The organism is Cloacibacillus porcorum, from assembly GCF_001701045.1.
Classification (GTDB): domain Bacteria; phylum Synergistota; class Synergistia; order Synergistales; family Synergistaceae; genus Cloacibacillus; species Cloacibacillus porcorum.
In genome coordinates, this window is the sequence record NZ_CP016757.1 from 317,930 (window position 1) to 343,062 (window position 25,133).

At 53.0% G+C, this 25,133-nt stretch carries 20 protein-coding genes and 1 other annotated feature; of the genes, 14 read left to right on the top strand and 6 right to left on the bottom strand.

Annotation, left to right across the window (positions count from 1 at the left end):
• Positions 1-3: 3 nt before the first annotated feature.
• From BED41_RS01465 to BED41_RS01475, 3 genes are read right to left on the bottom strand one after another with little or no spacing between them, the layout of a single operon-like run.
• Positions 4-834: a lysophospholipid acyltransferase family protein gene (locus BED41_RS01465; RefSeq protein ID WP_066742143.1), complete on the bottom strand. Its 831-nt coding sequence runs from the start codon at positions 832-834 to the stop codon at positions 4-6.
• A 33-nt stretch (positions 835-867) separates the two neighbouring features.
• The gene (locus tag BED41_RS01470) at positions 868-1,521 is read right to left on the bottom strand and encodes a bactofilin family protein (protein WP_066742149.1); all 654 of its coding nucleotides are present in this window, start codon (positions 1,519-1,521) and stop codon (positions 868-870) included.
• Between the two features lie 20 nt (positions 1,522-1,541).
• On the bottom strand, positions 1,542-2,282 hold the full coding sequence (locus BED41_RS01475; RefSeq protein WP_168160208.1) for a polysaccharide deacetylase family protein: 741 nt from the start codon (positions 2,280-2,282) through the stop codon (positions 1,542-1,544).
• Positions 2,283-2,848: 566 nt separating this feature from the next.
• On the opposite strand from BED41_RS01475, the gene BED41_RS01480 reads away from it, so the two are divergent.
• Positions 2,849-3,037 (top strand): Arc family DNA-binding protein, encoded by a 189-nt coding sequence (locus tag BED41_RS01480; RefSeq protein ID WP_066742155.1) that lies wholly within the window; start codon positions 2,849-2,851, stop codon positions 3,035-3,037.
• Positions 3,038-3,154: 117 nt separating this feature from the next.
• Here the strand turns inward: BED41_RS01480 and BED41_RS01485 are convergent, their stop codons facing one another.
• Positions 3,155-3,739 (bottom strand): LysE family transporter, encoded by a 585-nt coding sequence (locus BED41_RS01485; protein WP_066742158.1) that lies wholly within the window; start codon positions 3,737-3,739, stop codon positions 3,155-3,157.
• A gap of 124 nt (positions 3,740-3,863) precedes the next feature.
• Here BED41_RS01485 and BED41_RS01490 point away from each other — a divergent pair, with 124 nt between their 5' ends.
• Positions 3,864-4,418: a helix-turn-helix domain-containing protein gene (locus tag BED41_RS01490; RefSeq protein WP_066742167.1), complete on the top strand. Its 555-nt coding sequence runs from the start codon at positions 3,864-3,866 to the stop codon at positions 4,416-4,418.
• 106 nt (positions 4,419-4,524) lie between these two features.
• Here BED41_RS01490 and BED41_RS01495 read toward each other — a convergent pair whose 3' ends face one another.
• Positions 4,525-4,956, bottom strand: a complete 432-nt coding sequence (locus BED41_RS01495; RefSeq protein ID WP_066742170.1) for an Lrp/AsnC family transcriptional regulator — start codon at positions 4,954-4,956, stop codon at positions 4,525-4,527.
• A 548-nt stretch (positions 4,957-5,504) separates the two neighbouring features.
• Between BED41_RS01495 and BED41_RS01500 the strand changes: the two genes are divergently transcribed.
• The 6 genes from BED41_RS01500 to nifJ all read left to right on the top strand — a co-directional run bounded on the left by BED41_RS01500 (position 5,505) and on the right by nifJ (position 16,583).
• Entirely contained in the window at positions 5,505-6,140 is a 636-nt protein-coding gene (locus tag BED41_RS01500) for a hypothetical protein (RefSeq protein ID WP_066742172.1), read from the top strand.
• 64 nt (positions 6,141-6,204) lie between these two features.
• On the top strand, positions 6,205-8,028 hold the full coding sequence (locus tag BED41_RS01505; protein ID WP_066742175.1) for a M14 family metallopeptidase: 1,824 nt from the start codon (positions 6,205-6,207) through the stop codon (positions 8,026-8,028).
• A gap of 186 nt (positions 8,029-8,214) precedes the next feature.
• Positions 8,215-8,446: a binding site (T-box leader), on the top strand.
• 94 nt (positions 8,447-8,540) lie between these two features.
• Positions 8,541-9,959 (top strand): hydroxymethylglutaryl-CoA lyase-like TIM-barrel protein, encoded by a 1,419-nt coding sequence (locus BED41_RS01510; RefSeq protein WP_066742177.1) that lies wholly within the window; start codon positions 8,541-8,543, stop codon positions 9,957-9,959.
• Complete coding sequence (locus BED41_RS01515) at positions 9,959-12,493, top strand: AMP-binding protein (protein WP_066742179.1); 2,535 nt, start codon at positions 9,959-9,961, stop codon at positions 12,491-12,493. The genes BED41_RS01510 and BED41_RS01515 overlap by 1 nt, the downstream gene beginning before the upstream one ends.
• Positions 12,494-12,649: 156 nt before the next feature.
• A complete protein-coding gene (locus BED41_RS16300) occupies positions 12,650-12,874 on the top strand; it encodes a hypothetical protein (protein WP_157102225.1) in 225 nt (74 codons plus the stop codon).
• A gap of 196 nt (positions 12,875-13,070) precedes the next feature.
• Entirely contained in the window at positions 13,071-16,583 is a 3,513-nt protein-coding gene (gene nifJ / locus BED41_RS01520) for a pyruvate:ferredoxin (flavodoxin) oxidoreductase (protein ID WP_066742181.1), read from the top strand.
• A 523-nt stretch (positions 16,584-17,106) separates the two neighbouring features.
• On the opposite strand, the gene BED41_RS01530 is transcribed toward nifJ, so the two are convergent.
• Complete coding sequence (locus BED41_RS01530) at positions 17,107-17,946, bottom strand: MurR/RpiR family transcriptional regulator (RefSeq protein WP_084002181.1); 840 nt, start codon at positions 17,944-17,946, stop codon at positions 17,107-17,109.
• A gap of 212 nt (positions 17,947-18,158) precedes the next feature.
• Between BED41_RS01530 and BED41_RS01535 the strand changes: the two genes are divergently transcribed.
• From BED41_RS01535 to BED41_RS01560, 6 genes are all read left to right on the top strand, one after another.
• The gene (locus tag BED41_RS01535; protein WP_066742187.1) at positions 18,159-19,499 is read left to right on the top strand and encodes an aminotransferase family protein; all 1,341 of its coding nucleotides are present in this window, start codon (positions 18,159-18,161) and stop codon (positions 19,497-19,499) included.
• 67 nt (positions 19,500-19,566) lie between these two features.
• A complete protein-coding gene (locus BED41_RS01540) occupies positions 19,567-20,523 on the top strand; it encodes a TAXI family TRAP transporter solute-binding subunit (RefSeq protein WP_066742191.1) in 957 nt (318 codons plus the stop codon).
• An 84-nt stretch (positions 20,524-20,607) separates the two neighbouring features.
• Positions 20,608-22,581 (top strand): TRAP transporter permease, encoded by a 1,974-nt coding sequence (locus BED41_RS01545; RefSeq protein WP_084002182.1) that lies wholly within the window; start codon positions 20,608-20,610, stop codon positions 22,579-22,581.
• Positions 22,581-23,270, top strand: coding sequence for a CoA transferase subunit A (locus tag BED41_RS01550; protein ID WP_066742194.1), 690 nt, complete (start codon positions 22,581-22,583; stop codon positions 23,268-23,270). Before BED41_RS01545 ends, BED41_RS01550 begins: the two co-directional genes overlap by 1 nt.
• Complete coding sequence (locus tag BED41_RS01555; RefSeq protein ID WP_066742196.1) at positions 23,254-23,934, top strand: 3-oxoacid CoA-transferase subunit B; 681 nt, start codon at positions 23,254-23,256, stop codon at positions 23,932-23,934. Before BED41_RS01550 ends, BED41_RS01555 begins: the two co-directional genes overlap by 17 nt.
• Complete coding sequence (locus BED41_RS01560; protein ID WP_066742198.1) at positions 23,935-25,125, top strand: thiolase family protein; 1,191 nt, start codon at positions 23,935-23,937, stop codon at positions 25,123-25,125.
• Positions 25,126-25,133 lie beyond the last annotated feature (8 nt).

Below are 25,133 nucleotides of genomic sequence, written 5' to 3' on the forward strand. Positions count from 1 at the left end.
CCGCTACAGCCGCTCGTCGACCTCTCCGATGAATCTCTTCTGCTGCCACAGCCATTGTTCCGGAAACTGCAGTATGCGCCTTTCCAGCTCCCTGTTTATCTGCAGCGTCAAAAAGTCGACCTCGGTCATATCCCCCTGCGCGCCGTCTTCGGGAGGAAAGCCGATATTTATCCTGCATCGGTAGGGAGATATCCGGGTGCAGGTGACGACCAGTACCGCAGCTTCACTCAGCAGCGCGCAGCGGGCGGCAAGCGTACCGGTATTCGCCATTTGCCCGAGAAAGGGCAGTTGGGAGCCGCTGCTCCCTCCGTGCCGGTCTCCCGCGACGCAAATGACGTCGCTCTTCTGAAACTCGAAAGCGAGTAGTTCTGACAGCGATTTGTCATTTAAAGCGGATATTTCATCATGCCTGCCGAAGAGGCACGAAAAACGCATCTGTCCCTCCATCCAGGCGGCGATGAGCGGCCAGTTGCCCAGGCAAGCCGATACGGCAATGACCCGTCTGCCGTTTGAAATAGCCTTCTCAATGTGTTCGAATCCCCTGACCTCAGCGGCGACCCTGTTCACGTAAGCGGGGTCCTTCTGCCATGCGGCGTATTCGAAAAAGCTCCATAAGAGGTTTTTATACGATTCCTTCATTATTTGCTCTCTCTTGAACTTCGGCTTTGAGGGAAAGACGAACTCCAGGTTACGTCTGGCGATGTCTCTGCGCGGTCCCGCGATCCCGGCGAGTATGCAAAAAAATTCCACGGCTAACTTTGCTGTGAGCCCCTCTCTTTTGATAGTTTTGTTGAACAGCGAAAAAAAATTATCCCGGCAAAAAATGTCCGACATGACTATACAGCGACGCCTATTCCCGGCGTCCCGCTATTCCCCCGCCTGGATTCTCATCCTGGTTTCTTCCGATCTGTTCTGCGGGTCGCCGTTCAGCGCTGCGCTGCCGATGGTTACCTCGCCGCAGATAACGCCGCCTCTTTCAATCGCTATCATGTTCGTCGTGACGCTGCCGATGACGAAAGCTCCCTGTCTGAAATAGGCGTCCGCAGACGACGAGATGTTCCCCGATACCTTGCCGTCCACAAATATCTCCTTGGATATCATCGAGCCGACGATCTCCGTGTCTTTGCCTATCTTTATCGTGCCCTCCGCGGCGAGGTCCCCGGTGATCTTGCATGCCTTGAGGTCGATATTTTCTCCCGAGATATTCCCTTCAACGCTGCCTGATATGACGATGTCGCCTTTGGTGATGACATTTCCAATGATGCTGCCGCGTATATCCAAACTTCCTTTCGAAACGACCTCGCCGTTGATGGCAGTATCTTCGGAGATGACAGAGGGATCAGATTTTTTGCGGTCATTCTTCCTTGGCTGTGTAAGTACCAGCTTAGGCGCCGCAGTCTCCGCCTCTGTGACAAGCGCGGCGATGTCCTGTTTCTCCGTCGGTCTCTCTTCCCTATTCTGGTTTTTATGCAACAGGAATATCTCTTTTAAGGCGGTTTTGAAATTCTGGCGATAATCCATGAATTCTTTCTCCCTATCTCTTATTTTATGTGTGTAAACGTGATGGGCCTGTCTTCGTTGCCGAGCGCTTTAAAAATGTAATTCTCTTTTTTTAAGCGCAGAATGATCTGTTCAAGCGAGGTGAGCGAGAGTTCCGAAGTATCATGCATCAGGACGATATTTGGCTGGTCCCGCCTAACGTTGTTCGCCACGTTGTCGATGATGTTCTTTTTTATCGTCTTTTTGACGGCATCTCCCGCGGAGACGTTCCAGTCATAAAATTTGAACCCGCGGCGCAGCATTTCAGCCGTCAGCTCTCCGTATATACGGGAATTGAAGACGTTTATACTGCCTCCGGGAAAGCGGAATATGGCGCACCTGTCGCCTGTTGCGCGGTATATCGCATCCTTGGCCATTGAAAAATCTTTGAGATATGAATCCACATTCATATATATCTGGAGGTATTTATGGCTGTACGTATGGACGCCGATGGCGTGTCCTTCGCTCTTTATCCTTCTTACCACTGAGGGGTATCTTTGTACGTTTGTCCCAACCAGAAAAAATGTCGCCTGAACGCCGTGCTTTTTTAGGAGGTCCAAAAAGGCCGGCGTATATTTCGAGGGACCGTCGTCGAAGGTCAGGTACACGACGCCATCCTGAAGCTCCCTCTCCTGCCCAGCTGCGCCGTAAAGTTCACTGTAGGCGCTCTGATAGCTAAAAGATGGAGGGCGGTTTTGGGGCGTGCCGTCGCTTTCAGAAAGAGATTTTTTATCGTACTGCAAATCGGATACGCGCTCCTTTTTTATTTCTGGCGGTTCTTTCCGTATAAAAACATCTATAAGATATTTGCCGGACAATACAGCCATAAGCAGCAGTGCCAAAATGATTAAATGCCTAAAAAATGCAACGCTTCCAAAATAACGCATCAGCCACCGCCTGAATCCTGTAAACAAAGAGATATTCCATCTGGGCTTTATCTTCTCATGTAGGTGAGTATATCAATAATTCTTGCAGAATGCAATTAAAAATAAGTGCAAAATAATTGTAATAACGGTTGCATGTATACATATTATATGAATTGCAAAATTCAAGACATTCTGTGCGGGAAAACAGATGAAAACGCAGAAAAGATAAAAATATGTTGTGGCAAGTAAGGTTTGGCGCAAAGCGAAGAGTCGGGAAAGCCATTTTAAATGGCGGTCTTTGCCTCGCAGCTCATGGTAAAATAAAGGTCATTGAAAACGGGAAAGGACGCTTCCAATTTTCGCTTCGGTAATTGCCGTGCGGAAGGATAAGAACGTGCGAATGTTTCATGACGGCTATCTAGACGATCAAGAGGTGTATGTTCATGTGGAAAATTCAAAAGGGATCAACCAGCGTGAGCCGTACGTTCAGGCTGCCCGAGGAGATGGTGGAGGTGCTGGAGTCGCTGGCTTCGGAGAACAGGCTGTCCCTGAACCAGCTCGTCATTCAATGTCTAAGGTATTCTCTCGAACATCTCGATCCTCCGGAAGGAACAAACCCTAAAGAAAGATAGACACAGCCGTACTGCGTCTCGTAAACGTCATTAAAAAATGAAAACAGCTGGCCGCAGATGCACAGGACGTCTTTATTTTTCATTTATGCCAGACAGCCAGCCCTCCCTGCTTAATTTTTAAATATCGATCAGCATTGAAACGGCGCAGTAGACGAGCAGCAGCGCCATGATGGCGTTTACCGGTCGGCTGTATCTCTTGAAAAGTATCTCAAAGAGCGCGCCGAAGGCCGCCCAGCAGAGCGTGCAGGCGAAGCCGACGAAGGCGAGGAATACGACGAAGGCCGCGATGACCGGCAGCCCGTGATAGTAGGGCAGGATGAACGAAGACATCGTCGTTATGCAGTACAGGATCACCTTTACGTTGACGAACTGCAGCGCCATCCCCGAGAGAAAAGTATTCGTAACGGCCCGTCCGCCCTTTTCATGAGGCGCGTCGCGCCACACGGTCCAGGCGAGCCACAAGATATAGGCCGCGCCGACATAGAGCATGAGCGGTTTTACGGAAGGGATGACGTCGTATAACAGCGAGCTGAAAAGCGCGCTGAGAGACATCACGACGAGAAAGCCCGCAAAGACGCCGAAATTGAATGGCAGGGACCTTCTGAAGCCATACCGGCTCGCGTTGGACATCGACATGATATTGTTGGGGCCGGGGGTAATGGCGGTAAGAATGACATAGGAGAAAAACGCCGCGAAATTCATAACGATCACTGCCTCGCTTATTTTTTGTATGATATAATGAATACGTTCGGACGTTATACTGTCCTTTGTTGGATATACTATACATATCGTGCGATATATTGTCAATAAGCCAGAGGTGTGTTCTATGGAAAATATCAATTCGGTCGTCGCCGACAACCTGAAACGCCTCCGCGATGAGCGGAAGCTGAGCCTGGAGGCGACGGCGAAGCTCTCCGGCGTCAGCAAAAGCATGTTGGGGCAGATAGAGCGAGGCGAGGCCAACCCCACCGTCTCGACCGTCTGGAAGATCGCGGGCGGCCTGAAGATATCCTTCACCGACCTGATGACGCGCCCCGAAAAAGATTACGAGACGGTCGACATCAGACAGGTCGAGCCGCTGCTTGAGGACGGGGGCCGTTACCGCAACTTCCCCGTTTTTTCCTTCGACGCCGCCCGGCGTTTTGAGATGCTCTACGTCGAGATAGACCCCGGCGGCCGCCTGGAGGCCGAACCGCATCCCGCCGGCACGCAGGAATTCATCACCGCCTTCTCCGGCGAACTCAGCGTCTCCGTCAACGGGGAGACCTTCGCCATCACACGCGGCTCCTCCCTGCGCTTCAAATCCGACGGCCCCCACAGCTACAAAAACACCGGCGAAGAGATCTGCCGGCTGAGCATGGTCATTTATTATCCGGGGTGATGGTCTCCAAAAGATAGATAATTGTGGCTGCTATTACATATAGTTAACCTTAAAAGAAGCTCTATTTTTTTCTAAAATCTTGCGTGACATATTATGGTTATGGTGGTTAATGTTCCATAACTAATACAGTCTGTGTTCTGCCAATTCTTGAATATAAATCAGCTGCTAGGTTATTGAGATTGCTGATATCTTTAACATAAACCTCTAGCATATAGTGATATTCTCCTGATAGTACCCATAAATCATGTACATATTCCATTTCTTTGAGCGTGTGGAACATATCTCCGACATATTTATCTGTTTTAACAAGAATAAACGCATGAATACCATATCCCAGTTTTTTTAGATCGATTTCAGCATGGTATCCTGCAATAATACCTCTTTCTTCAAGTTTCTTGGTTCGTTCATACACTCTGGGAATGGATAAATTTACTCTGTCAGATAAATCTTTGCATGTAATTTTAGAGTTTTTCGTAAGCTCTTCTATAATCTTAATATCTATAGAATCAGTTTCTGGTGAAATATCATATCTCATCATACCGTAAAAACCTCGCTTAATATTTATTCAAGATAATTATAAAAAATATATAGAAAGATATCGTGTGTATCAATATATTTTTCTATATCATAAGAAACTGAGCTATAAAATAATAAATTGTTATTTAAATATTATTTTGTCTTAAAACTTTATTTGATATTAAATATTTTAGCATCATCTATTATATTTACGCAATATCATTAGAAAATATATTTTTATAGCTAGAAAACAATAAAATATTATCAATTAATTAGCAATAACTTCAAGTATTGTAGCTACTCTGATGTTTTACGCAAATACATATGATTTAGGATCGTGATATTTCAAAGGATAAAGCCTATATAAAAATTATTGCCTTTCAACTAAAAAACAAGAAATTAAATAAACTATCCTGTCTATTGCCAAACTTAATCTATATTCAACATTTAATGGATCTAATATACTGATATAAATATATTAATCGGTCGATTATTTGTGTAATTAGTTAGTGAAAACACAATTTTTATTGTGTTTTTGCTGTTGGTTCTGTGCCTATTTGGAGGTGTCATATGTTAGATTTTAATATTATCCGGTGGACAAAACTATTCGTTGTCTTGGCAATCGTGCTGTATTTTCCCGCAAAGCTTGAGGCAGGAGAAGTATACAAATCGCATTACGCGACGTTTTGCGCGGCGCACGAGAATTTATCCAGTAGTTTGAGCAGCGATGTGAAGAAATATTATCTTGAGAGTCATGCGGCCTTTATGAAATATTTAGCGGCCGAGAGGGAAAATCTTGCAATTTTTCACGGTGTCCTTGTTACTAGAAAAAAGGAAAAGCTTTATATATACAGAGACACGCTCAACGCCATTTTAAAGAGGCGTATCGCAGAGCTGGAGTCCCTTCATGAAAACAACGGGGTATGGTTTTCGCTGAAAACGCGGGATAATTTGGCGCGCGCCTTTGCCGCCGTCAATCAGCGCGTCCCTTACGACAGGGGGGAGAAACTGCGCCCTACCTTTAGAGATGCCGACCGGGCCTGGAAGGAATATGTCAGAGCCGAGAGGATCTTTTACTCTATATATTTCAAAGATGATCAAACAGCTCCGGAGAGCTGCGATAGAGTCCTTCGTGAGTTAAGGACCCGAGATCTGCTTCTGGAGCACAAAGGGGTGGCTGCGATAAAAATAGAAAAAGAAGAATAGCTTGATTGGTGTCTATTGTTCTCTGTGAAAGTATCTGTACTTGTGTGGCGGAAAGGGGTATGTAATGAAGAAGTTGGTAAATATTTTTGTGACAACGGTTTTTATTGGGCTGGCGGCAGTGCTTCCGGCGCAGGCTATCTCTCTTGACGAGATGAAAACGCCGGCAGAGGCGTCGAATTACACGAGAACATCTTCAAGTCAGGAAGTTATTGATTTTTGTAAGGAAGTTGCCAAGCAAAGTGGCGGCAGGATACGTGTCGACCATATCGGCTATTCTCCGATGGGCAAAGAGATGATCGTTTTAGTTATGGGTAACCCAGCCCCGAAGGGTCCGGAAGAGGTTGGCGGCGACAAGGTCGTATGCTATTTGAATAACAACATCCATTCGGGCGAGATCGAGGGCAAGGAGGCCTCTTTGATTCTGGCGCGCGAGATAGCTCAGGGGAAGCATGACAAGATACTCAAGGACGTAGTCATCGTATTGAATCCGAATCATAACCTCGACGGGAACGACATGCTCGGTGAACACCGGATAGACTCTCAGCCGGAGCCAAGGCTTGTAGGTTCAAGGCTTACCTCTCAGGGGCTTAATCTTAACCGTGACTTTACGAAGCTCGAACAGCCGGAGACCAAAGCGATCATGAAGGTGATCAAGAGGTGGCAGCCCTCGCTTATCCTCGACGCGCACGCGACGGACGGTTCCCGTATACGCCACGCCGTAACCTATCACTGGTCGTATAATGCGAATACGGACAAGGAGCTTGCGGATTTTAACTCTAAAGTCTTCATCCCCGCGGCGATGGGGAAAGGCTCGATGCTCGATGTCAAATATGGCAGGACCACGCGCCCCTACGGGAATTTCTTCAAGCCCGGAGAAGATTGGGAGGTGGACGACCCTAACGGAGGTTACTGGTCCAAGACGGCCGACGAGGACCTTCCCAGATATGCTTTTAACTATGTCGGATTACGTAAAATGGTCTCCGTGCTGCTGGAGTGCTATTCTTGGGATCCCTACAAGACACGTGTGGAAACTCAGTATGCCTGTATTTACGGCACTATTGCGGCGCTCTCGAAGCATAAAGACGAGGTCAAGAATTTTGTCCGGAAGCTCAACGAGAAGGAATCAAACAGGGAGAAGAACGGACTCAACGGTGAAATGGTCGTCCTTACCACCAGCCGCGACGTTACCGAGATGATATCCATAGATTCGTACGAGTATTCCGGTCCCTGGTCCGCAGAGCTTGACAAGCCCAAGACCTATGAACTGAAGCACCTCAGCACCTTCACCCCGATAACGGAAAGATATCTTCCCGCCTATTATTTTATCCCGGAGGGCTATTTTAACGTTATTGACAACCTCCTGCTTCATGATGTTGAGGTTTCGCGTCTTAAAGGCGATGTCAACGTTATGGTAAACGAGTTCAAGAATTTTGACCATGAGATAGACCCTGATTTTGGTTACTATGAGGGGCATACCAGACGTCTTCTTACCAGCGGAGACTGGGTGGAGTCAGAGAAGACGATTCCTGCTGGAACCTATGTGGTTACTACTTCGCAGCGCAACGGCATGCTGGCCGCCGTCCTTCTTGAGCCCGAATCTAACGACGGTCTTGCGAGCTGGAACTATTTTGACACGGGAATAGCCGGCAGAAAGGCAAGCCGGGTTTATCCGGTGTTAAAATCGCTCACGGATTATGCGGCCATTGACAAGAGCAATCTGGAAAAGGTGACGGAGACACCGCTTGAGTGGGGGCCTCCAGTGCAATCCGCTGTAAACGGTGGGAGCTCCAGCGGCTGTAATGCGATGGCGGCGGGAGCGGCTGCAGCAGCGTCGGTTATTTTTTGCGGCCTCTTTATTTGGCGCAGACGGAATACAGATAAAAGTTAGATATATAAAGTAATCACGGCCTGTAATTCCCGACGGCACCTTTTATGGTGTCGCCGGGAATATTTGTGTTTAGGTATTTTTCCGTGATTTTCATAAAACCGCTTGACAAAAAATCCAGAGTAGTAATATCATAAGAAAATACAGTCTTGATTTATAACTTTTCAGGACTATGGTAATTGAATAGCGGCAAACGCGATGATGGAGTTACGGTCATTACAGATAGGTTTACAGAGAGCCGGCACGCAGGTGAGAGCCGGAACCGAAGGGTAGTGAAGCGGTCTCGCTCCGGAGCGGAGTCCCCTAAGGCGAAAGCTGTTAAGGGATTACGGCTGGCCCCGTTATAGGCGCCAATGAGTGGCCGCGGATATTTTGCGGCAATCAGGGTGGTACCGCGATGATCTGTATATTCGTCCCTGAGGCATGCTATGCCTCAGGGGCTTTTTTTATGCCCGCGGGGGCGGCGGACATTGGCAGGAATTTAAACCTGGAAACAACAAAAAGGAGTGTTGGCGATGAAGAGAATCAAATTTACGGACATCACGCTGCGCGAGGCGGCACGCGGACTTGAAGGGGCGCTCTCTTTCAAGGAGATCATAGAGATGGCGAAGATCCTTGACAAGCTCAATCTAGACGTTATCAGCCTTGCGCCGATCACCAATGTAAAGATAGATTCGCTGCTGGTACGCACGGTCGCCGCCGCGGTAAAGAAGAGCACGCTCTCTATTCCCGTCGGCAGCACGGAGGCCGGTGTGGATACGGCGTGGAGCGCCGTTGCGGAGGCCGCCCATCCGCGCCTCTATGTGGAGGCGCCGCTTTCGGCGGTGCAGATGGAGTTTGTCTGCAATAAGAAGCCGGAGGGGATCATTGAGATGATCGGCAAGCTCGTGCGCAAGAGCCGCGAGTATTGCGCCGACGTGGAGTTTGCCGCCGTCGACGCGACGCGCAGCGAGCCGGAGTTCCTCTATAAGGCGCTGCGCACTGCGGTGGCCGCCGGAGCTTCTACCGTTACGATATGTGATTCCGCCGGTACGATGATGCCCTATGAGTTTAATAATTTTGTCAAAGAGATATATGCCAATGTGCCGGAGCTCAAAGAGGCGGCGCTTGCCGTCAAGTGTTCGGACGAGCTTTCGATGGCGGCGGCCTGCGCCGTCTCCGCCGTGAAGGCCGGGGCCTCGGAGGTGGACGTGGCCGTCAGCGGCGGCTGCGCGCCGGAGCTGGAGACGGCGTCGCACATCATCCGTATGCGCGGCGACGACTGCGGCTTTTTCAGCGGCATAAAGTATACTGAGCTGAACCGTTCGATCGCGCAGATGAACTGGATCTCCCGCTCGGAGCGCAGTAAGACGAGCGCCTTTGACACAGGGCTGTCCATATCCGACGGCTCGGATATCAGGCTGGACGCGAACGACGATATCACAGCGGTCGGCAAGGCCGTCGAGCGCCTCGGCTACGATCTCTCGGAGGAGGATCTGGTGAAGGTTTACGACACCTTCAGCAATGTCGCGGAGAAGAAATCTGTCGGCACGAAGGAGCTGGAGGCGATCATCGCCACGAGCGCCCTGCAGGTGCCGCCCTCCTACGAGCTGGTGAGCTTCGTCATCAACAGCGGTAATGTCATCAGCGCAACGGCCAACATCCACTGCCGCCACAACGGGCAGGACCTCTTCGGCCTCGCGGTCGGCGACGGCCCGATCGACGCCGCCTTCCTCGCGATAGAGCAGATAACGGGCCACCACTATGATCTTGACGATTTTCAGATCCAGGCGGTCACCGAGGGGCGCGAGGCGATGGGTTCGACGCTCGTCAAGCTCCGCTCGAACGGCAAGCTCTATTCCGGCAACGGAATTTCGACGGATATCATCGGTTCCAGCATCAGGGCCTATTTCAACGCTCTGAATAAGATTTCATACGAGGAGAATCACAGATAATGAAGCTCTCATTTTCGACTTTCGGATGGCACGACCATACATGGGAGGATTTCTGCACCGTCGCCAAGGACGGCGGCTTCGCGGGCATAGAGGTCCATAATATACACGAGCCGAAGCTCTCGGAGAAGAACAGCATCTTCGACCCCGCGCGGGCGAACGCGGCGCACCGCGAGATGACCGAGGCAGGGCTTTCGATACCCTGCATCGATACCTGGCACAACATTGCCGACAAGACGATGTTTGAAGAAAACTGTGCGGAGATAACGGATTATATCAACACCGCGAAGAGCCTGCGCATCCCCTACGTGCGTCTCGGGGCGAAGGAGACTGGCGGTTCGTACGAGGATGAGCGCGCCGCGGTGATGGCGGTGCTGCAGAGGATGCTGCCAGCGGCGCAGGAGGCCGGCGTGACGCTGCTGATCGAGACGATCGGCCCCTTCTCCGATACCGACAAGCTCTGCGATGTGCTCAATTCTTTCTCCTGCGACAATCTCGCGGCTCTCTGGGACATGCAGCACACCTTCCGCGACGCCGGCGAAGCGCCGGAGAAGACGGTGAAGAATCTCGGCGCCTACATCAAGCATGTGCACCTGAAGGACTCCGTCGTCACGGACGGCGTGATGGAGTACCGCCTTGTCTGCGAGGGCAGCCTGCCAATCGACGCGATGATGCGCGCCCTCTATTCGCTGAATTATGACGGCTTCATCTCAATGGAGTGGGACCCGCAGTGGATGCCCGACATCGAGAGTATCGAACTGATTTCCCTGCACTTCGTAAACACGATGAACCGTTTTGGCAGCCCCGCGCGTATGGTGAAGTCGAAGCGCCTCTATGAGAACAAGCGCGGCACGGGGTTCTATCCGTGGCAGAGGGACAAGCTGATCGAAATGACCTTCCCGCAGGTGCTTGACCGCATCGTCGATGAGTTCCCCGACCAGTACGCCTTCAAATACACGACGCTGAACTATACCCGCACCTACGCCGAATTCCGCGACGACGTCGACGAATTCGCGCGCGCGCTGATATCGCTCGGCGTCGGCCCCGGAAGCCACGTCGCGATCTGGGCGACGAACCTGCCCCAGTGGTATCTGACATTCTGGGCGACGACGAAGATCGGTGCGGTGCTCGTCACCGTCAATACCGCCTACAAGATTCACGAGGCCGAGTATCTGCTGCGCCAGTCTGATACCCACACGCTCGTGATGATAAAGGGCTACCGCGACTCGCATTACGACGATATTATGAGGGAGCTGTGCCCCGAGCTGGAGACGGCGGCGCCCGGCAAGCCTCTCGCCTGCCGCCGCCTGCCGTTCCTGCGCAACATCATCACCGTGGACTTTAAGATGAAGGGCTGCCTCACCTGGGAGGAGGCCGTGGCCCGCGCGCACATGACGCCGGCAGAGGAGGTCCATCGCCTCGCCGCCGCCGTCGATATCCACGACGTCTGCAACATGCAGTACACGAGCGGTACGACGGGATTCCCCAAGGGGGTCATGCTCACGCATTACAACGTCGTCAACAACGGCAAGTGCATTGGCGACCGCATGGACCTCTCCACTGCCGACCGCATGATGATCCAGGTGCCGATGTTCCACTGTTTCGGCATGGTGCTCGCGATGACCGCCTCAATGACGCACGGCACGACTCTTTCGCCGCTGCCCTATTTTTCGACGAAGGCCTCGCTGGCCTGTATCAATCAGGAGCGTATCACCTGCTTCCACGGCGTGCCGACGATGTTCATCGCGATGATGGAGCACGAAGATTTTGAGAAGACGGACTTCTCCTATATGCGTACCGGCATCATGGCTGGCAGCCCCTGCCCGATCTCGAAGATGCGCGACGTCATAGATAAGATGAATATGAAGGAGATCGTCATCACATACGGACAGACGGAGGCGTCGCCGGGCACGACGATGAGCGACACCACCGACACCATAGAACAGCGTGTCGCCACGGTCGGCAGGGCGCTGCCGGAGGTCGAGTGCAGGATAGTCGATCCGGAGACGGGCGAGGATCTGCCCGACGAAGTGACGGGCGAGTTTGTCGCCCGCGGCTACAATATAATGAAGGGATATTATAAAATGCCGGAGGCGACCGCGGCGGCCATCGACAAGGACGGCTGGCTGCACAGCGGAGACCTCGCCTGCCGCACCGCCGACGGATATTACCGCATAACGGGCCGTCTCAAGGATATGATCATCCGCGGAGGCGAGAATATTTACCCGAAGGAGCTGGAAGAGTTCCTCTACACGCATCCGAAGGTCAAGGACGTTCAGGTGATCGGCGTTCCCGACGAGGCGATGGGAGAGGAGATCATGGCCTGCGTCATCCTCAAGGAGGGCGAAACGGCGACGGAGAAGGAGATCAAGGATCACTTCCTCGCGAACATGGCGCGCCATAAGTGTCCGCGCTACATCGATTTCGTTCCCGCCTTCCCGATGAACGCCGCGGGCAAGATTTTGAAGTATAAGATGCGCGAAGAGGCCGTTGAGAAGCTGGGACTGCAGAAGGCGGCTTCCGTTAAGACCGCTTAAACAGTGAAATCGGCGTTTATAAGCACGATTTGCGTCATAACTTCGGGGTCTGCGGTCCTCACCGTATAAAGATACGGCTCCGGGCGCAGACCCCAAAGTTATTTAGCAACTCGCACTTCTAAACGCCGATTTCCTTAGGGTAGGGAAAGAGATAAATTGCGGTTTACCAAAGATTTTGGCGCCCTCTGTGAGGGAGCTGGCTCGGCGATGTTTTTCGCCGAGACTGAGGGAGAGTTGACCTTAGGTTCTGCCGCGGCTTTTGCCGCGGACTCTGTTTGGCGCGGGAACCGCGCCAAACAGAGCAACACTCCTTCCGTCAGCCGCCAAAAGCAGGCGGCCGACACCTCCCTCGGAGAGGGAGGCTACAAGGACAAAAGTTAAATCGCAATTTTCCGTTTTGCGGGCGGGGACAGAGCGGCAACATGCCGTTTGATAAAGGGCCCTGCGCGGGGATTCTCGCGGCTGAGAGTTGGCTGACTCAGACATTGTGATAAAATCTATAGGATAGTTTCCTATATTACGGCAATAGACGGCAAAGATTAAGATAAATTCGGAACGCTTGAAAGGGGTCCGTGCAATGAGAGAAAAGAACCTTGTAACGATGGATGGGAACGAGGCGGCGGCCTATATAGCCTATGCCTTCACCGAGGTGGCGGCGATATATCCGATCACCCCCTCTTCGCCGATGGCGGAGAAGACGGACGCCTGGTCCGCCAAGGGAAAGAAAAATATCTTCGGGCAGACCGTTTCGCTGATAGAGATGCAGTCTGAGGCCGGCGCGGCGGCGGCGGTGCATGGCGCGCTTGAGACCGGCGCTTTGGCCGCCTCCTTCACCTCATCGCAGGGGCTGATGCTGATGATCCCCGTGCTTCACAGGCTTTCGGGGCAGCGCCACCCCGGCGTGCTCCACGTCGCGGCGCGTACCGTCGGCACCCACGCCTTTTCGATCTTCGGCGACCATTCCGACGTGATGAACTGCCGCCAGTGCGGGCTTGCGATGCTCGCGACGGGCGGCGTGCAGGAGATAATGGATCTCGGCGGCGTCGCGCACCTTGCGGCGATAAAGTCGCGCATCCCCTTCATGCACTTTTTCGACGGTTTCCGCACCTCCCATGAGATAGACAAGGTGGAGGAGATGCCCTACGAGACGCTTGAATCGCTGCTCGACAGGGAGGCCCTCGCCGAATTCCGCGCCGCCGCGCTCAACCCCGAGCGCCCGATGATGCGCAGCACCGTGCAGAATCCCGACATTTACTTCCAGGTGCGCGAGGCCAACAACGGCTTCTATGACGCGCTGCCCGGCATCGTGGAAGATTATATGGAGAAGATAAGCGCGGTAACCGGCCGCGAATATCACCTCTTCAACTACTACGGAGCGCCGGACGCCGAAGAGGTGATCGTCGCGATGGGCTCCGTCAGCGGCACGGTTGAGGAGGCCGTTGATTACCTCAACGCGCATGGCAGAAAGACCGGCTTCATACAGGTGCACCTCTTCCGTCCCTTCTCGATCAAGCATCTTTTCGCGGTGCTCCCCGCCACGGTGAAAAAGATCGCCGCGCTCGACCGCTGCAAGGAGATGGGAGCCAACGGCGGCCCGCTCTATCAGGATATCTGCACCGCCTTTACCGGTTCCGGCCGCGAGGTGACGATCGTCGGCGGACGCTACGGGCTCTCCTCGAAGGATACCGATCCGACGCAGATCATCGCAGTATTTGACAACCTCGCGAAGGCCGAGCCGAAGAACGACTTTACGATCGGCATCACCGACGACGTGACGTACCTCTCGCTGCCGCTTGGCGAGACGGTCTACCCCGACGGCGCGCGCCAGATGTCCTTCAAATTCTGGGGGCTGGGCGGCGACGGTACCGTCGGCGCGAACAAAAACACCATCGACATCATCAACAGCTACACGCCGAAATATGGGCAGGCCTATTTTGAATATGACGCGAAAAAATCATTCGGCGTCACCATATCGCATCTGCGCTTCTCCGACAGCCCGATACGCTCCTCATACTTCGTGAAGCGGGCTGATTTCGTCGCTGCGCATAACCAGACCTACATCCAGAACTACGACATCGTCAGCGAACTCAAAGAGGGCGGCACCCTGCTGCTCAACTGCCCGTGGGAGCCGGAGGAGCTTGAAGACAAGATTCCCGCCGACATCCGCCGCAAGCTCGCGCGGAAAAAGGCGAATTTCTACATCATCAACGCCACCAAGATCGCCGAGAAGCACGGGCTCGGCAGCCACGTCAACATCCCGCTCCAGTCGGCCTTCTTCCACCTCGTCGATCTCATCCCGATCGAGGAGGCGAAGGAATATATGGCGGACGCCGTGCGGAAAACCTTCTTCGCGAAGGGGGACGAGGTCGTTAACCGCAACATCGCGGCGATCGAAGACGGCGGCGCGATGCTCGTGAAGGTTGAAATCCCCGATTCCTGGCTTGACGCCAAAGACGAACCAAAACAGCGCCGCGCCGGTGAACCGGCGATCGTTGAAAAGCTGCTGGAGCCGATCAACCGCCAGCAGGGGGACAGTCTCCCCGTCAGCGCCTTTAAGGGTTACGAGGACGGCACCGTCGAGCTGGGCCTTACGGCCTTTGAAAAGCGCGCGATCGCTACCAGCGTCCCCGAGTGGGACCCCGCGCGCTGCATCCAGTGCAACCGCTGCTCCTACGTCTGCCCGCACGCCGTCATCCGTCCCTACCTCCTCAGCGAAGAGGAAAAAAAGGCGGCCCCCGAGGGTTTCCTGACGATGCCTGCGGTCGGTATGAAGGAGTTCTCCTTCTCCATGCAGGTGAGCCGCGACGACTGCACCGGCTGCGGCAGCTGCGTCACCGTGTGCCCGGCCAAAGAAAAGGCGCTGACGATGGTGCCGATAGAAAAATCAAAGTCGCTTCCCGAACAGTGGGCCTTCGGCCTTACCATCTCCGACAAGGAGGGCAAGTTCGATCCCTGGACGGTGAAGGGCAGCCAGTTCCGCCAGCCGCTGCTTGAATTCTCGGCGGCCTGCGCCGGCTGCGGCGAGACCCCATACGCGAAGCTGATGACGCAGCTCTTCGGAGACCGCGTCTACTGGGCCAACGCCACCGGCTGTTCGCAGGCCTGGGGCGGCGCGATGCCCGGAATACCCTACACAAAAAATAAAGAGGGCAAGGGACCGGCCTGGTCGAACTCGCTCTTTGAAAACAACGCCGAATTCAGCCTCGGAATGTTCCTCTCCGTGAAACAGCAGCGCGAGGCACAGAGGCTGCGCGCCGAAAAGCTGCTTGCGGCGGAGATCCCCGCGGCGCTGAGGGCGGAGCTTGAGGCGTGGCTCGCGGCCTTCGACGACTTCAACGGCTCCGCGTCGGCGGCGAAAAAGCTGACGGCGGCGCTTACTGCGGCCGAACTCACCGGCGAAGCCGCCGTGACGGCGCGGGAAATGCTCGTGAACCGTGACCAGCTTTCTAAAAAGACCTTTTGGATGTACGGCGGCGACGGTTGGGCCTACGACATCGGTTTCGGCGGCCTAGACCACGTCCTCGCGATGGGCGAAAACGTCAACGCGCTGATCGTTGATACCGAAGTCTATTCCAACACCGGCGGCCAGTCCTCGAAGTCGACGCCGATCGGCGCCGTAGCGCAGTTCTGCATCAGCGGCAAAAAGGTCGCGAAAAAGGACCTCGGCGCAATGCTCATGACCTACGGCAACATATATGTCGCGCAGGTGGCGATGGGCGCGGATATGAACCAGCTCATCAAGGCCATGCGCGAGGCCGAGGAATACGAGGGCCCCTCGGTGATAATCGCCTACACGCCCTGCCTCGCGCACGGCATCAAGGGCGGTATGGGCAGCGCGCAGGAGGAGATGAAGCGCGCAGTCGCCTCCGGTTACTGGACCCTCTACCGCTACGACCCGCGTAAAGAAAAGCCGCTTACGATAGACTCCAAAGCTCCGACGATGGAATATGAGGAGTTCCTAGACGGCGAGGTCCGTTACGCGGCGCTGAAACGCACCTTCCCCGAGAACGCGAAGAAATACTTCAAAGAGGGCAGCGAAGAGGCAAAGGCGAAGTACGCGAAGTATAAGCACATGGAAGACAACCAGTAAATCGGCGTTTATACGTGCCGCTGACTTAGCTCAACAAGGCCGGAAAATCCTCGACGCACCAAAGTGCGCCTGCGGTTTTCCGGCCTTATTTCGCGTCGTCATCGACACGTCTAAACGCCGATTTCCTTCGGGCGGGAAAAGAGATAAATAACGATTTATCAAAGATTTTGGCGCCCTCTCTGAGGGAGCTCCCCGCGAAGCGGGGTGAGGGAGAGTTGACCTTAGGTTCTCCCGCGGCTTTTGCCGCGGGCTCTGTTGGGCGCGGAAACCGCGCCCAACAGAGCAACACTCCTTCCGTCAGCCGCCAAAAGCAAGCGGCCGACACCTCCCTCGGAGAGGGAGGCTACAAGGGCAAAGTCAAAAGCTAAATCAGAAGGTCTCTGATTTGGCTCCCTGGCCGCCTCAGAAAGGGCGCCAAAAACCTGTGTGAAACAGCGATTTATCTTCGATAGGCTAAATGGCAGATTGCTGTTTATTGTTATCTCTCTGCCGCTAAATCATGCTTATTGACTCTGATTTACTGTCAGCAGTAGATATCTCTCTTTTCCCAGATCTCCTCCAGCTCTCCCAGACGGCGAAGGGCTGTGGGACCCATATATTCCGCCACCTGTATGAGCAGGGCGTTTATAAGCCCTATTGGTATCAATAAGGAATCTATATGCGCGATGTGCGAGCATGGCGCAATGACGGCCATATCAGCCTCTCGTGCGAGAGGGCTGTTCATGGAATCGGTTATCGCCGCCGTTTTGAATCCGTTGCTTTTTGCGAAGGCGATGCATTCCACAGTCTGTCTTGTATAACGCGGAAAACTTATGCCGAGAGTTAAACTGTTCTTAGGAGCCGCGGTAAGATAGTTGCCAAGATTCTCATACGAGGGAATGAAAATTTTAGGGAAAAACCATGACAGGTAATATTCCATATACTGTACCAGGCAGCGAGTGCTTCGCAGCCCTATCAGATATACGGCTCCCGCCTCACATATCTCTGCGGCCAGCAGTTTGAGAGCTTTGTCGTTGTCTCCATTGGCTTTCAGATAGTATTTTGCCAGTTCAAGGTCACGCGCTATTACACCGGCGACATAGCCGCCCTCGTCTGGAAGCAGTTTATGGAGCTGAAGGCGTCCGATGGTGGAGAGCTGACTTTGCGCCTCCAACTGTAACGATTTGATAAAGTCGGGGAAATTCGCGTACCCGAGAGTGGACGCCAAACGAATGGCGGAGGCTTCGCTGGAGCCGGCGTTATACCCAAGCTCCGCCGCTGTCATGAAGATAGATTTTTCCTTATTTGAAAGCATATAAGAAGCGATATTTTTCTGCGCCGAAGGCAACGTTTCAAGGTGCTCCATTATTTTTTGCCAGCTCAATTTGTCCACCCGCCATTAATAATTATTTATTGATAATTGTACACATATATATTGGCTTGTGCTAGGAAAGTTTAACTTGTTTATATTGACAAAATAGCTCAGAAGACTTATAAATTATATGAAGGAATTCCTTCATATAATTTATAAATATAATTATATTAGTGAACAAATGAAGTATTTCCTTCAATAGATTATACAAAGGAGGGAATTTTATGCAGCAACATTTATTTCCAAGAAGTTTTAAGACTAATTATTTAGAAGCAGACTACGGTGAAGGTATCTATATCTATGATAAACAGGGTAAAAGGTATCTGGATGGCTGCAGCGGTGCGCTTATCTCGAATTTAGGACATTGCAACAGAGATATCGTAACGGCGGTAGAGAAACAATTTGGCAGGCTGGAATTTGCCCACCCGTCGCGCTGGCATGTCGATATAGTGGAAGAGGCCGCGGCGGCCGTTGCCGAGACTGCTTCCGGCGATCTTGACAACGTCTGGTTTGTCAGCGGCGGCAGCGAAGCCGTTGAGACGGCCTTAAAACTGGCACGGCAATATTATGTTGAGCGTGACGGTGCCGGCAGCAGCAAACATATTACCATCGGCAGATGGAATTCATATCACGGCAGTACGATCGGCACGATGGCCGTGGCCGGGTCAATGGCACGCCGCCGCGTATTTTCCCCCCTGTTCGCCGAATCGCCGAAGATCCCCTCTACATATTGTTATCGCTGCCATTTTCATAAGCAATATCCCCAATGCGGGCTGCTTTGCGCCCGGGCTCTGGAAGAGATGATCCAGATAATCGGGCCGCAGTATATATCCTCGTTTATCGCGGAGCCGATCGTTGGTTCAACCGTCGGCGCCGTGGTCCCTCCCGACGAGTACTGGCCTATGGTATGGGATATCTGTGACAGATACGACATTCTCCTAATCGCGGACGAAGTAATGACGGGTTGTGGGCGTACCGGTAAGAACTTCTGCGTTGACCACTGGGATGTCGTCCCTGACATCATCGCCACCGCAAAGGGCATGGCGGCCGGTTATGTGCCGACGGGTGGAATTATCGCCAGAAATAACATCGTAGAGGCGATCAAAGACGGCAGCGGCGCTTTCATGCACGGCCATACGTACAACGGCAACCCTATGAGCGCCGCCGCTGTGGCCGCCGTCTTTAAATATATGAAGGAGCATGGCGTTGTGGAGAATGCCGCGAAGATGGGCGAACTTCTGGGCGCAGGGCTTAAAAAGATCGGTGAAGAGAGCGCCATAATCGGCGAGGTCCGCGGCAAAGGATTGATGTGGGGTTTTGAGGTCGTGAAAGACAAGGCGTCGAGGGAGCCGTTTGATAAAAAGACTGCGGCGGCAAATGTGGTTACGAAAGCCTGTATCGAAGAGGGGCTCATCATTTATCCCGGCGGCGGACAGATAAGAGGAACCAGCGGAGACAACTTTATGACGGCGCCGCCGCTGATTATCACGGAAATTCAGGTAAAAGAACTCCTGGAAAAGCTGAAAAATGGAATCAAGAGAGCGGAAGCGGCTCTTGTAAAGTAAGTAGCGTGTTCACACCTCTATAAAGGCCATAAAAGAGGATTTTCTAATTTAGGAGGGAGATTGCAGTATGAAGAAGAGCAGAGTTTTAATAAGTATGGTTATTTTGGCGCTGTTTGCCTCGGCGGCCTTCGCCACGACATTTGTGACGATCGGTTCCGGAGGAGTCGGAGGCACCTATTATCCGCTGGGCGGAGTGATGGCGGAGCTTCTTACCAAGGGTAACGTCGATATCAAGGCGACCTCGCGTTCAACGGCGGCCTCGAAAGAGAACTGCCGCCTGGTGGCTTCAAACAAGGCCCAGATAGGAATGACGATGGGCTCAACGCTGTATCAGGCGTACACGGGAACGGAAGCTTTCAAAGATGACGGCAAACTGCCGCTTTTGACGCTGATGCATATGTATGCCGCTCCGCAGCATTTGGTAACTACGACCAGAACAGGAATCAAAAAGTTCTCTGATATCAAGGGTAAAAAGGTCTCGCTCGGAGCACAGGGCGGCGGTGACCAGCTCCTTTCCCTGATGATACTTGAGGCGGCGGGTATGGACCCAGACAAGGATCTCCGCAAGCAGCAGCTCTCTCAGCCTGAGGCGGTAACTGCGCTTAAGGACGGAAATATCGACGCCGCCTTCTTCAACTTTGCGGTCCCCGGCTCTGCGGTCATGGAGATCGCGGCAGTACGCGACGTGGTGCTGATACCGCTTCCTGATGATGTTATCGCAAAGGTCACGGCGAAACATCCGTTCCTTATGCCCTATACGATAGCTAAAGGCGCGTATTCAAAACAGGACCAGGACGTCAAGACCGTCGCCGACGGAAATTTCCTTGTCGTTAACGAAAAGCTTCCTGAGAAGGTGGCCTATGACATGGTAAAGATCTTCATTGAGAAAAAAGAAGACATCATGAAGGTTACGCCTCAGGCGGTAGATTTTACGCCGCAGAAGGCCGGAATAGGCATCATACCGTTCCACAAAGGAGCGGCCAAATACTTCAAGGAAAAGGGCGTAAACGTAGAGTCGAAATAATCATCAACGGACAGATGGAACACGGGAAGGCTGAGCTCTTCCCGTGTTGCTTTTAAGGTTTCCAATTATAGGAGGTTTAGTAGAATGGCTGACGACTCAGGCAAAAAGATGATCCCTCCGACAGAGACTGTACAGGAAGAGAAAGTCATTATTGTTGACCCGGAGGAGAGCAAAAAGAGGATATTGTCTGGATACCAGTATTACCTGGTCGCCGGAATCGCAATAATTGCCTCCATATTCCACCTTTACACCGCGGCTTTCGGCCTATTCGACGCTATGACGCAGCGGTCGTGGCACTGGATGTTTATGGGATCGCTTCTGTTTCTCTGTTATCCGATGTCTCAGAAGAGAGGCTCGAAGACAAGGATAGAGTGGCTTGACTGGATATTGGCGGGTGCGCTCGTCTTTGGATGCGCGAACATTCTCTACAATTATGAGGCCATCGCGATGCGCGAGGGATCGGCGATACCCTCTGACATATACATAGGCTGCATAATGGTTTTTCTGGTCATTGAGGGCACACGCCGCTCGATGGGGTGGCCGCTGCCGATAATGGCTATCATCGCTATTCTGTACGGTATCTTTGGCCCTTATATGCCGGGAATTCTGGCGCACGGCGGATTTAATTTAGATGAATTGGCTCCATTTCTTTATCTCAGAACGGACGGAATCTTTGGCGTACCCCTCGGAGTCTCCGCCTCATTTATATTCCTGTTCATTCTCTTTGGAGCTTTCCTTAGTTCGTCGGGAGCGGGGCAGTTCTTCATAGACCTTGCCGTCGCGGTAGCGGGCAGGAGTCAGGGCGGTCCCGGTAAGGCCGCCGTCGTCGCGAGCGGCCTGATGGGTACGGTATCTGGAAGTTCATGCGGCAACGCCGTCACCACCGGCGCGTTCACGATACCTCTAATGAAGCAGGCTGGTTATAATTCAGAATTTGCCGGAGCGATAGTTGCCTGCGCCTCGACAGGAGGGCAGGTAATGCCCCCCGTAATGGGAGCGGCGGCCTTCGTTATGGCGCAGTTCCTTGGCGTCTCATACTGGGAGATCGTCGTTGCGGCGGCGATACCGGCAACGCTTTACTTTATATCGATCATGGCGATGGTCCATTTCCGCGCCGGTAAAAAGCGTATGGCACGCCTTGATAAAGAGGATATCCCCAAGGTCAGGGTCGTTCTGCGCAATGGAGCTCACCTTCTCCTGCCGATATTGGCACTGATCGTATTTCTCGCGCTGGGTTATTCTCCGACCATGGCCGTCTTCTGGTCGATCATTGCGATAATAGTATTTTCATGGCTTGGTGACAAAGAGCACAGGATGACGCCCAAAAAGATCATCGCGGCGTTGATCTCCGGCGGTACCGGAGCTATCGAGGTGGCGGCCGCCTGCGCCTGCTCCGGCATCGTCATCGGCGTCATCGCCATCACAGGTGTGGGGCTGGCATTTTCCTCGTTTGTTCTCAGCCTGTCGCACGGAATCCTCCCGCTAGCGCTGATACTGACGATGATCGGTTCGATCATCCTGGGGATGGGTGTGCCCACTACGGCGCAGTATATCATTACCTCGACTCTGGCCGCGCCAGCGCTTGCTCAGATGGGAGTTCCCATGATGTCGGCGCATCTTTTCTGTCTCTATTTCGGTGTGCTGGCGGACGTCACGCCGCCTGTGGCGCTGGCCACCTATGCGGCCTCCGGCATCGCCAAATCGAATCCGATCAAGACTGGTTTTACGGCGCTTGTCACCGCCGCCGCCGGTTTTCTCGTCCCCTTTATGTTCGTGTACAATCCCTATTTGCTTCTCCAGGGTAATGTATTCCACATATTGATAGGCTGTGTTACGGCACTGATCGGGATACTGGGACTCTCTGCCGGAGTGCAGGGTTATCTGGCCAGCGATCTCAATATCGTGGAGAGGCTGCTTTTGCTCTGCGTTCCATTTTTGATAATATATCCGACTCTGACGAGCAACCTGATCGGAGTCGCGATAATTGCGGCAATTTATATTATGCAGAAGATCAATCTTAAAAAGAAAGGGCTTTCAGGAGAGGGAGGAATCGTGTGATGCCTAAAAAAATCATCAAACCTGTGGTTTCCGCGCAAGAGGCCGTCAAATGTATAAAGAGTGGTGACTCAGTCATGGTTGGCGGGTTCAATTACGGCGGCATTCCCTATACGCTCACGGATGCGCTCTACGACCAGGGGACCGACCAGCTGACACTGATTTCCAACGACACGATCTATGAATTCTGCGGACAGGGAAAACTTGTCGCAGGCGGGCGCTGTAAGAAGGTGATCGCCTCCCATGTGGGGCTCAACAAGACTACCGGACGGCTCTTTCATGAGGGAAAGATGGAGCTTGAGCTCTTTCCGCAGGGGACATATGTAGAAAAGATCAGGGCTGGAGGCGCCGGGCTAGGCGGTTTTCTCACTCCGACAGGCGTCGGTACCGTAGTCGAAGAGGGGAAAGAGGTCATCGAGATCAATGGGAAAAAATATATCCTCGAGCTGCCGCTTACAGCCGACGTCGCCTTGGTGCGGGCCTTCAGGGCCGACCGAATGGGCAACCTTACGTACACTGGGACGAACAAGAACTTCAACCCGACGATGGCGACTGCGGCAAAGATCGTAATCGCCGAGGTGGACGAAGTCGTGAACGTAGGCGAACTGAATCCTGACAACATTGTGACCCAAGGTGTTCTTGTTGATATGCTGGTATTGAAAGGAGATTCCATCTATGCTACCAGAACTTGATGAACAGCTCGTCAGAGAGCGCATAGCAAAGAGAATAGCCATGGAATTTGAGGAAGGGGAGGTGGTGAACCTCGGCATTGGAATTCCTACGCTTGTCGCCGATTACATCCCGGAGGGAAAGCATGTCATATTTCAGGCGGAAAACGGCGCCATCGGTATAGGTCCTCCTCCGTCTGTGCCGAATTACAAGTGCATAGGGGCCGGTGGGCGCTTTATCAGCCTCCTGCCAGGCGGCAGCTTCTTCTCAAGCGATACGAGTTTCGGGCTTATCAGGGGCGGCCATATCGATGCGACCGTACTGGGAACGCTGGAGGTCGATCAGCACGGCGATCTCGCAAACTGGTGGATTCCCGGCAAGAGCGTGCCAGGGATGGGAGGGGCGATGGATCTTGTTGTCGGAGCCAGGCGCGTATATGTGGCGATGACCCATGTTACAAAAAAGGGCGCTCCTAAAATATTAAAGAAATGCACGCTGCCGCTCACGGCGGTCGGCGTTGTGGATATGGTTGTGACAGAGTTTGCCGTATTTACAATAAAGGATGGAAAGGTGACCCTGATAGAGATCGCTCCGGAGGTGACCCAGGAACAGATAAGGGCAAATACAGAGGCCGATTATGAAGTTGCGGAGGATATTGCTGTCTATCGTGGATTGGAGGTCGCATAAATGGAAAAGGCCGTTATTTTAAGCGCCTGCCGCACTGCCGGCGGAAAATTCGGCGGACAGTTTAAAAAATTTTCCGCGACGGATCTGGGAGCGTTCGCGCTCAAAGAGGCGGTGCTTCGTTCCGGCGCTCCGTGTGAATCGGTGGAAGAGGTCATTTTAGGCAACGGCTGGCAGGCTGGCGTGGGAGCCAATCCGGCACGTAACGCGATGTATAAAGCCGGTATCCCTGTAAATGTTCCCGCCTTCACCGTCAATATCCGCTGCGGTTCGGGGCTGCGCACAGCCATGTTGGCCGCCGACAGGATACGTCTCGGCGACGCGAAGGCGATCCTCGCCGGAGGTATGGAAAGCGCTACCAACACCCCCTATCTTCTGCCTAGCGCCCGCTGGGGATTCCGTATGGGCAAACAAGAGGCGCTTGACGCGCTGCACGCCGACGGCTTCCAATGTCCTTTGGCGGGTGCGCTTATGGGAGAGATAACTGAGAATTACGTGATACCCGAGCTCTCCATTACCCGCGAAGAGCAGGACGAATTTTCATACTACAGCCATAAAAAGGCGGCAGAGGCTATAGAGAAGGGCCTGTTCAAGGATGAGATCGTACCGATAACATTAAAAGATAAGAAAAAAGGCGAGCTTATTTTAGATACGGACGAGATACCGCGCAGGGATATTTCGCTGGAAGCGTTGGCAAAGCTGCCGACGATCTTTAAAAAAGAAAATGGTACGATAACGGCAGGTTCCAGCTCTGCGCTCTGTGACGCGGGAAGCGCGGTATTTGTCGCTGGCGCGGAATGGGCACGGGTGAACGGATTGAAGCCAATGGCGGAGATCGTGAGCTATGCAGTTACGGCGACCGACCCGCAGCACTTCCCGATCGCTCCCGTTGATGCGATGAGAATAGCTCTTGACAAGGCGGGCATGACCCTGGAAGAGATGGAATTGATCGAACTCAACGAGGCCTTCGCGGCTCAGGTGATCGCCTGCCATAGAAAAATGCCGTTTGACATGGAAAAGCTCAACGTACACGGCGGAGCGATATCTCTGGGGCATCCCATAGGAGCCAGCGGGGCGAAAATATTAACGACTTTGATCTATAGCCTCATCAATCAGAATAAAGAGATCGGCATGGCCAGCGCCTGTATCGGCGGCGGTCAGGGGGTTGCAATGGTGATTCGGATAATAAAATAGGAATGATC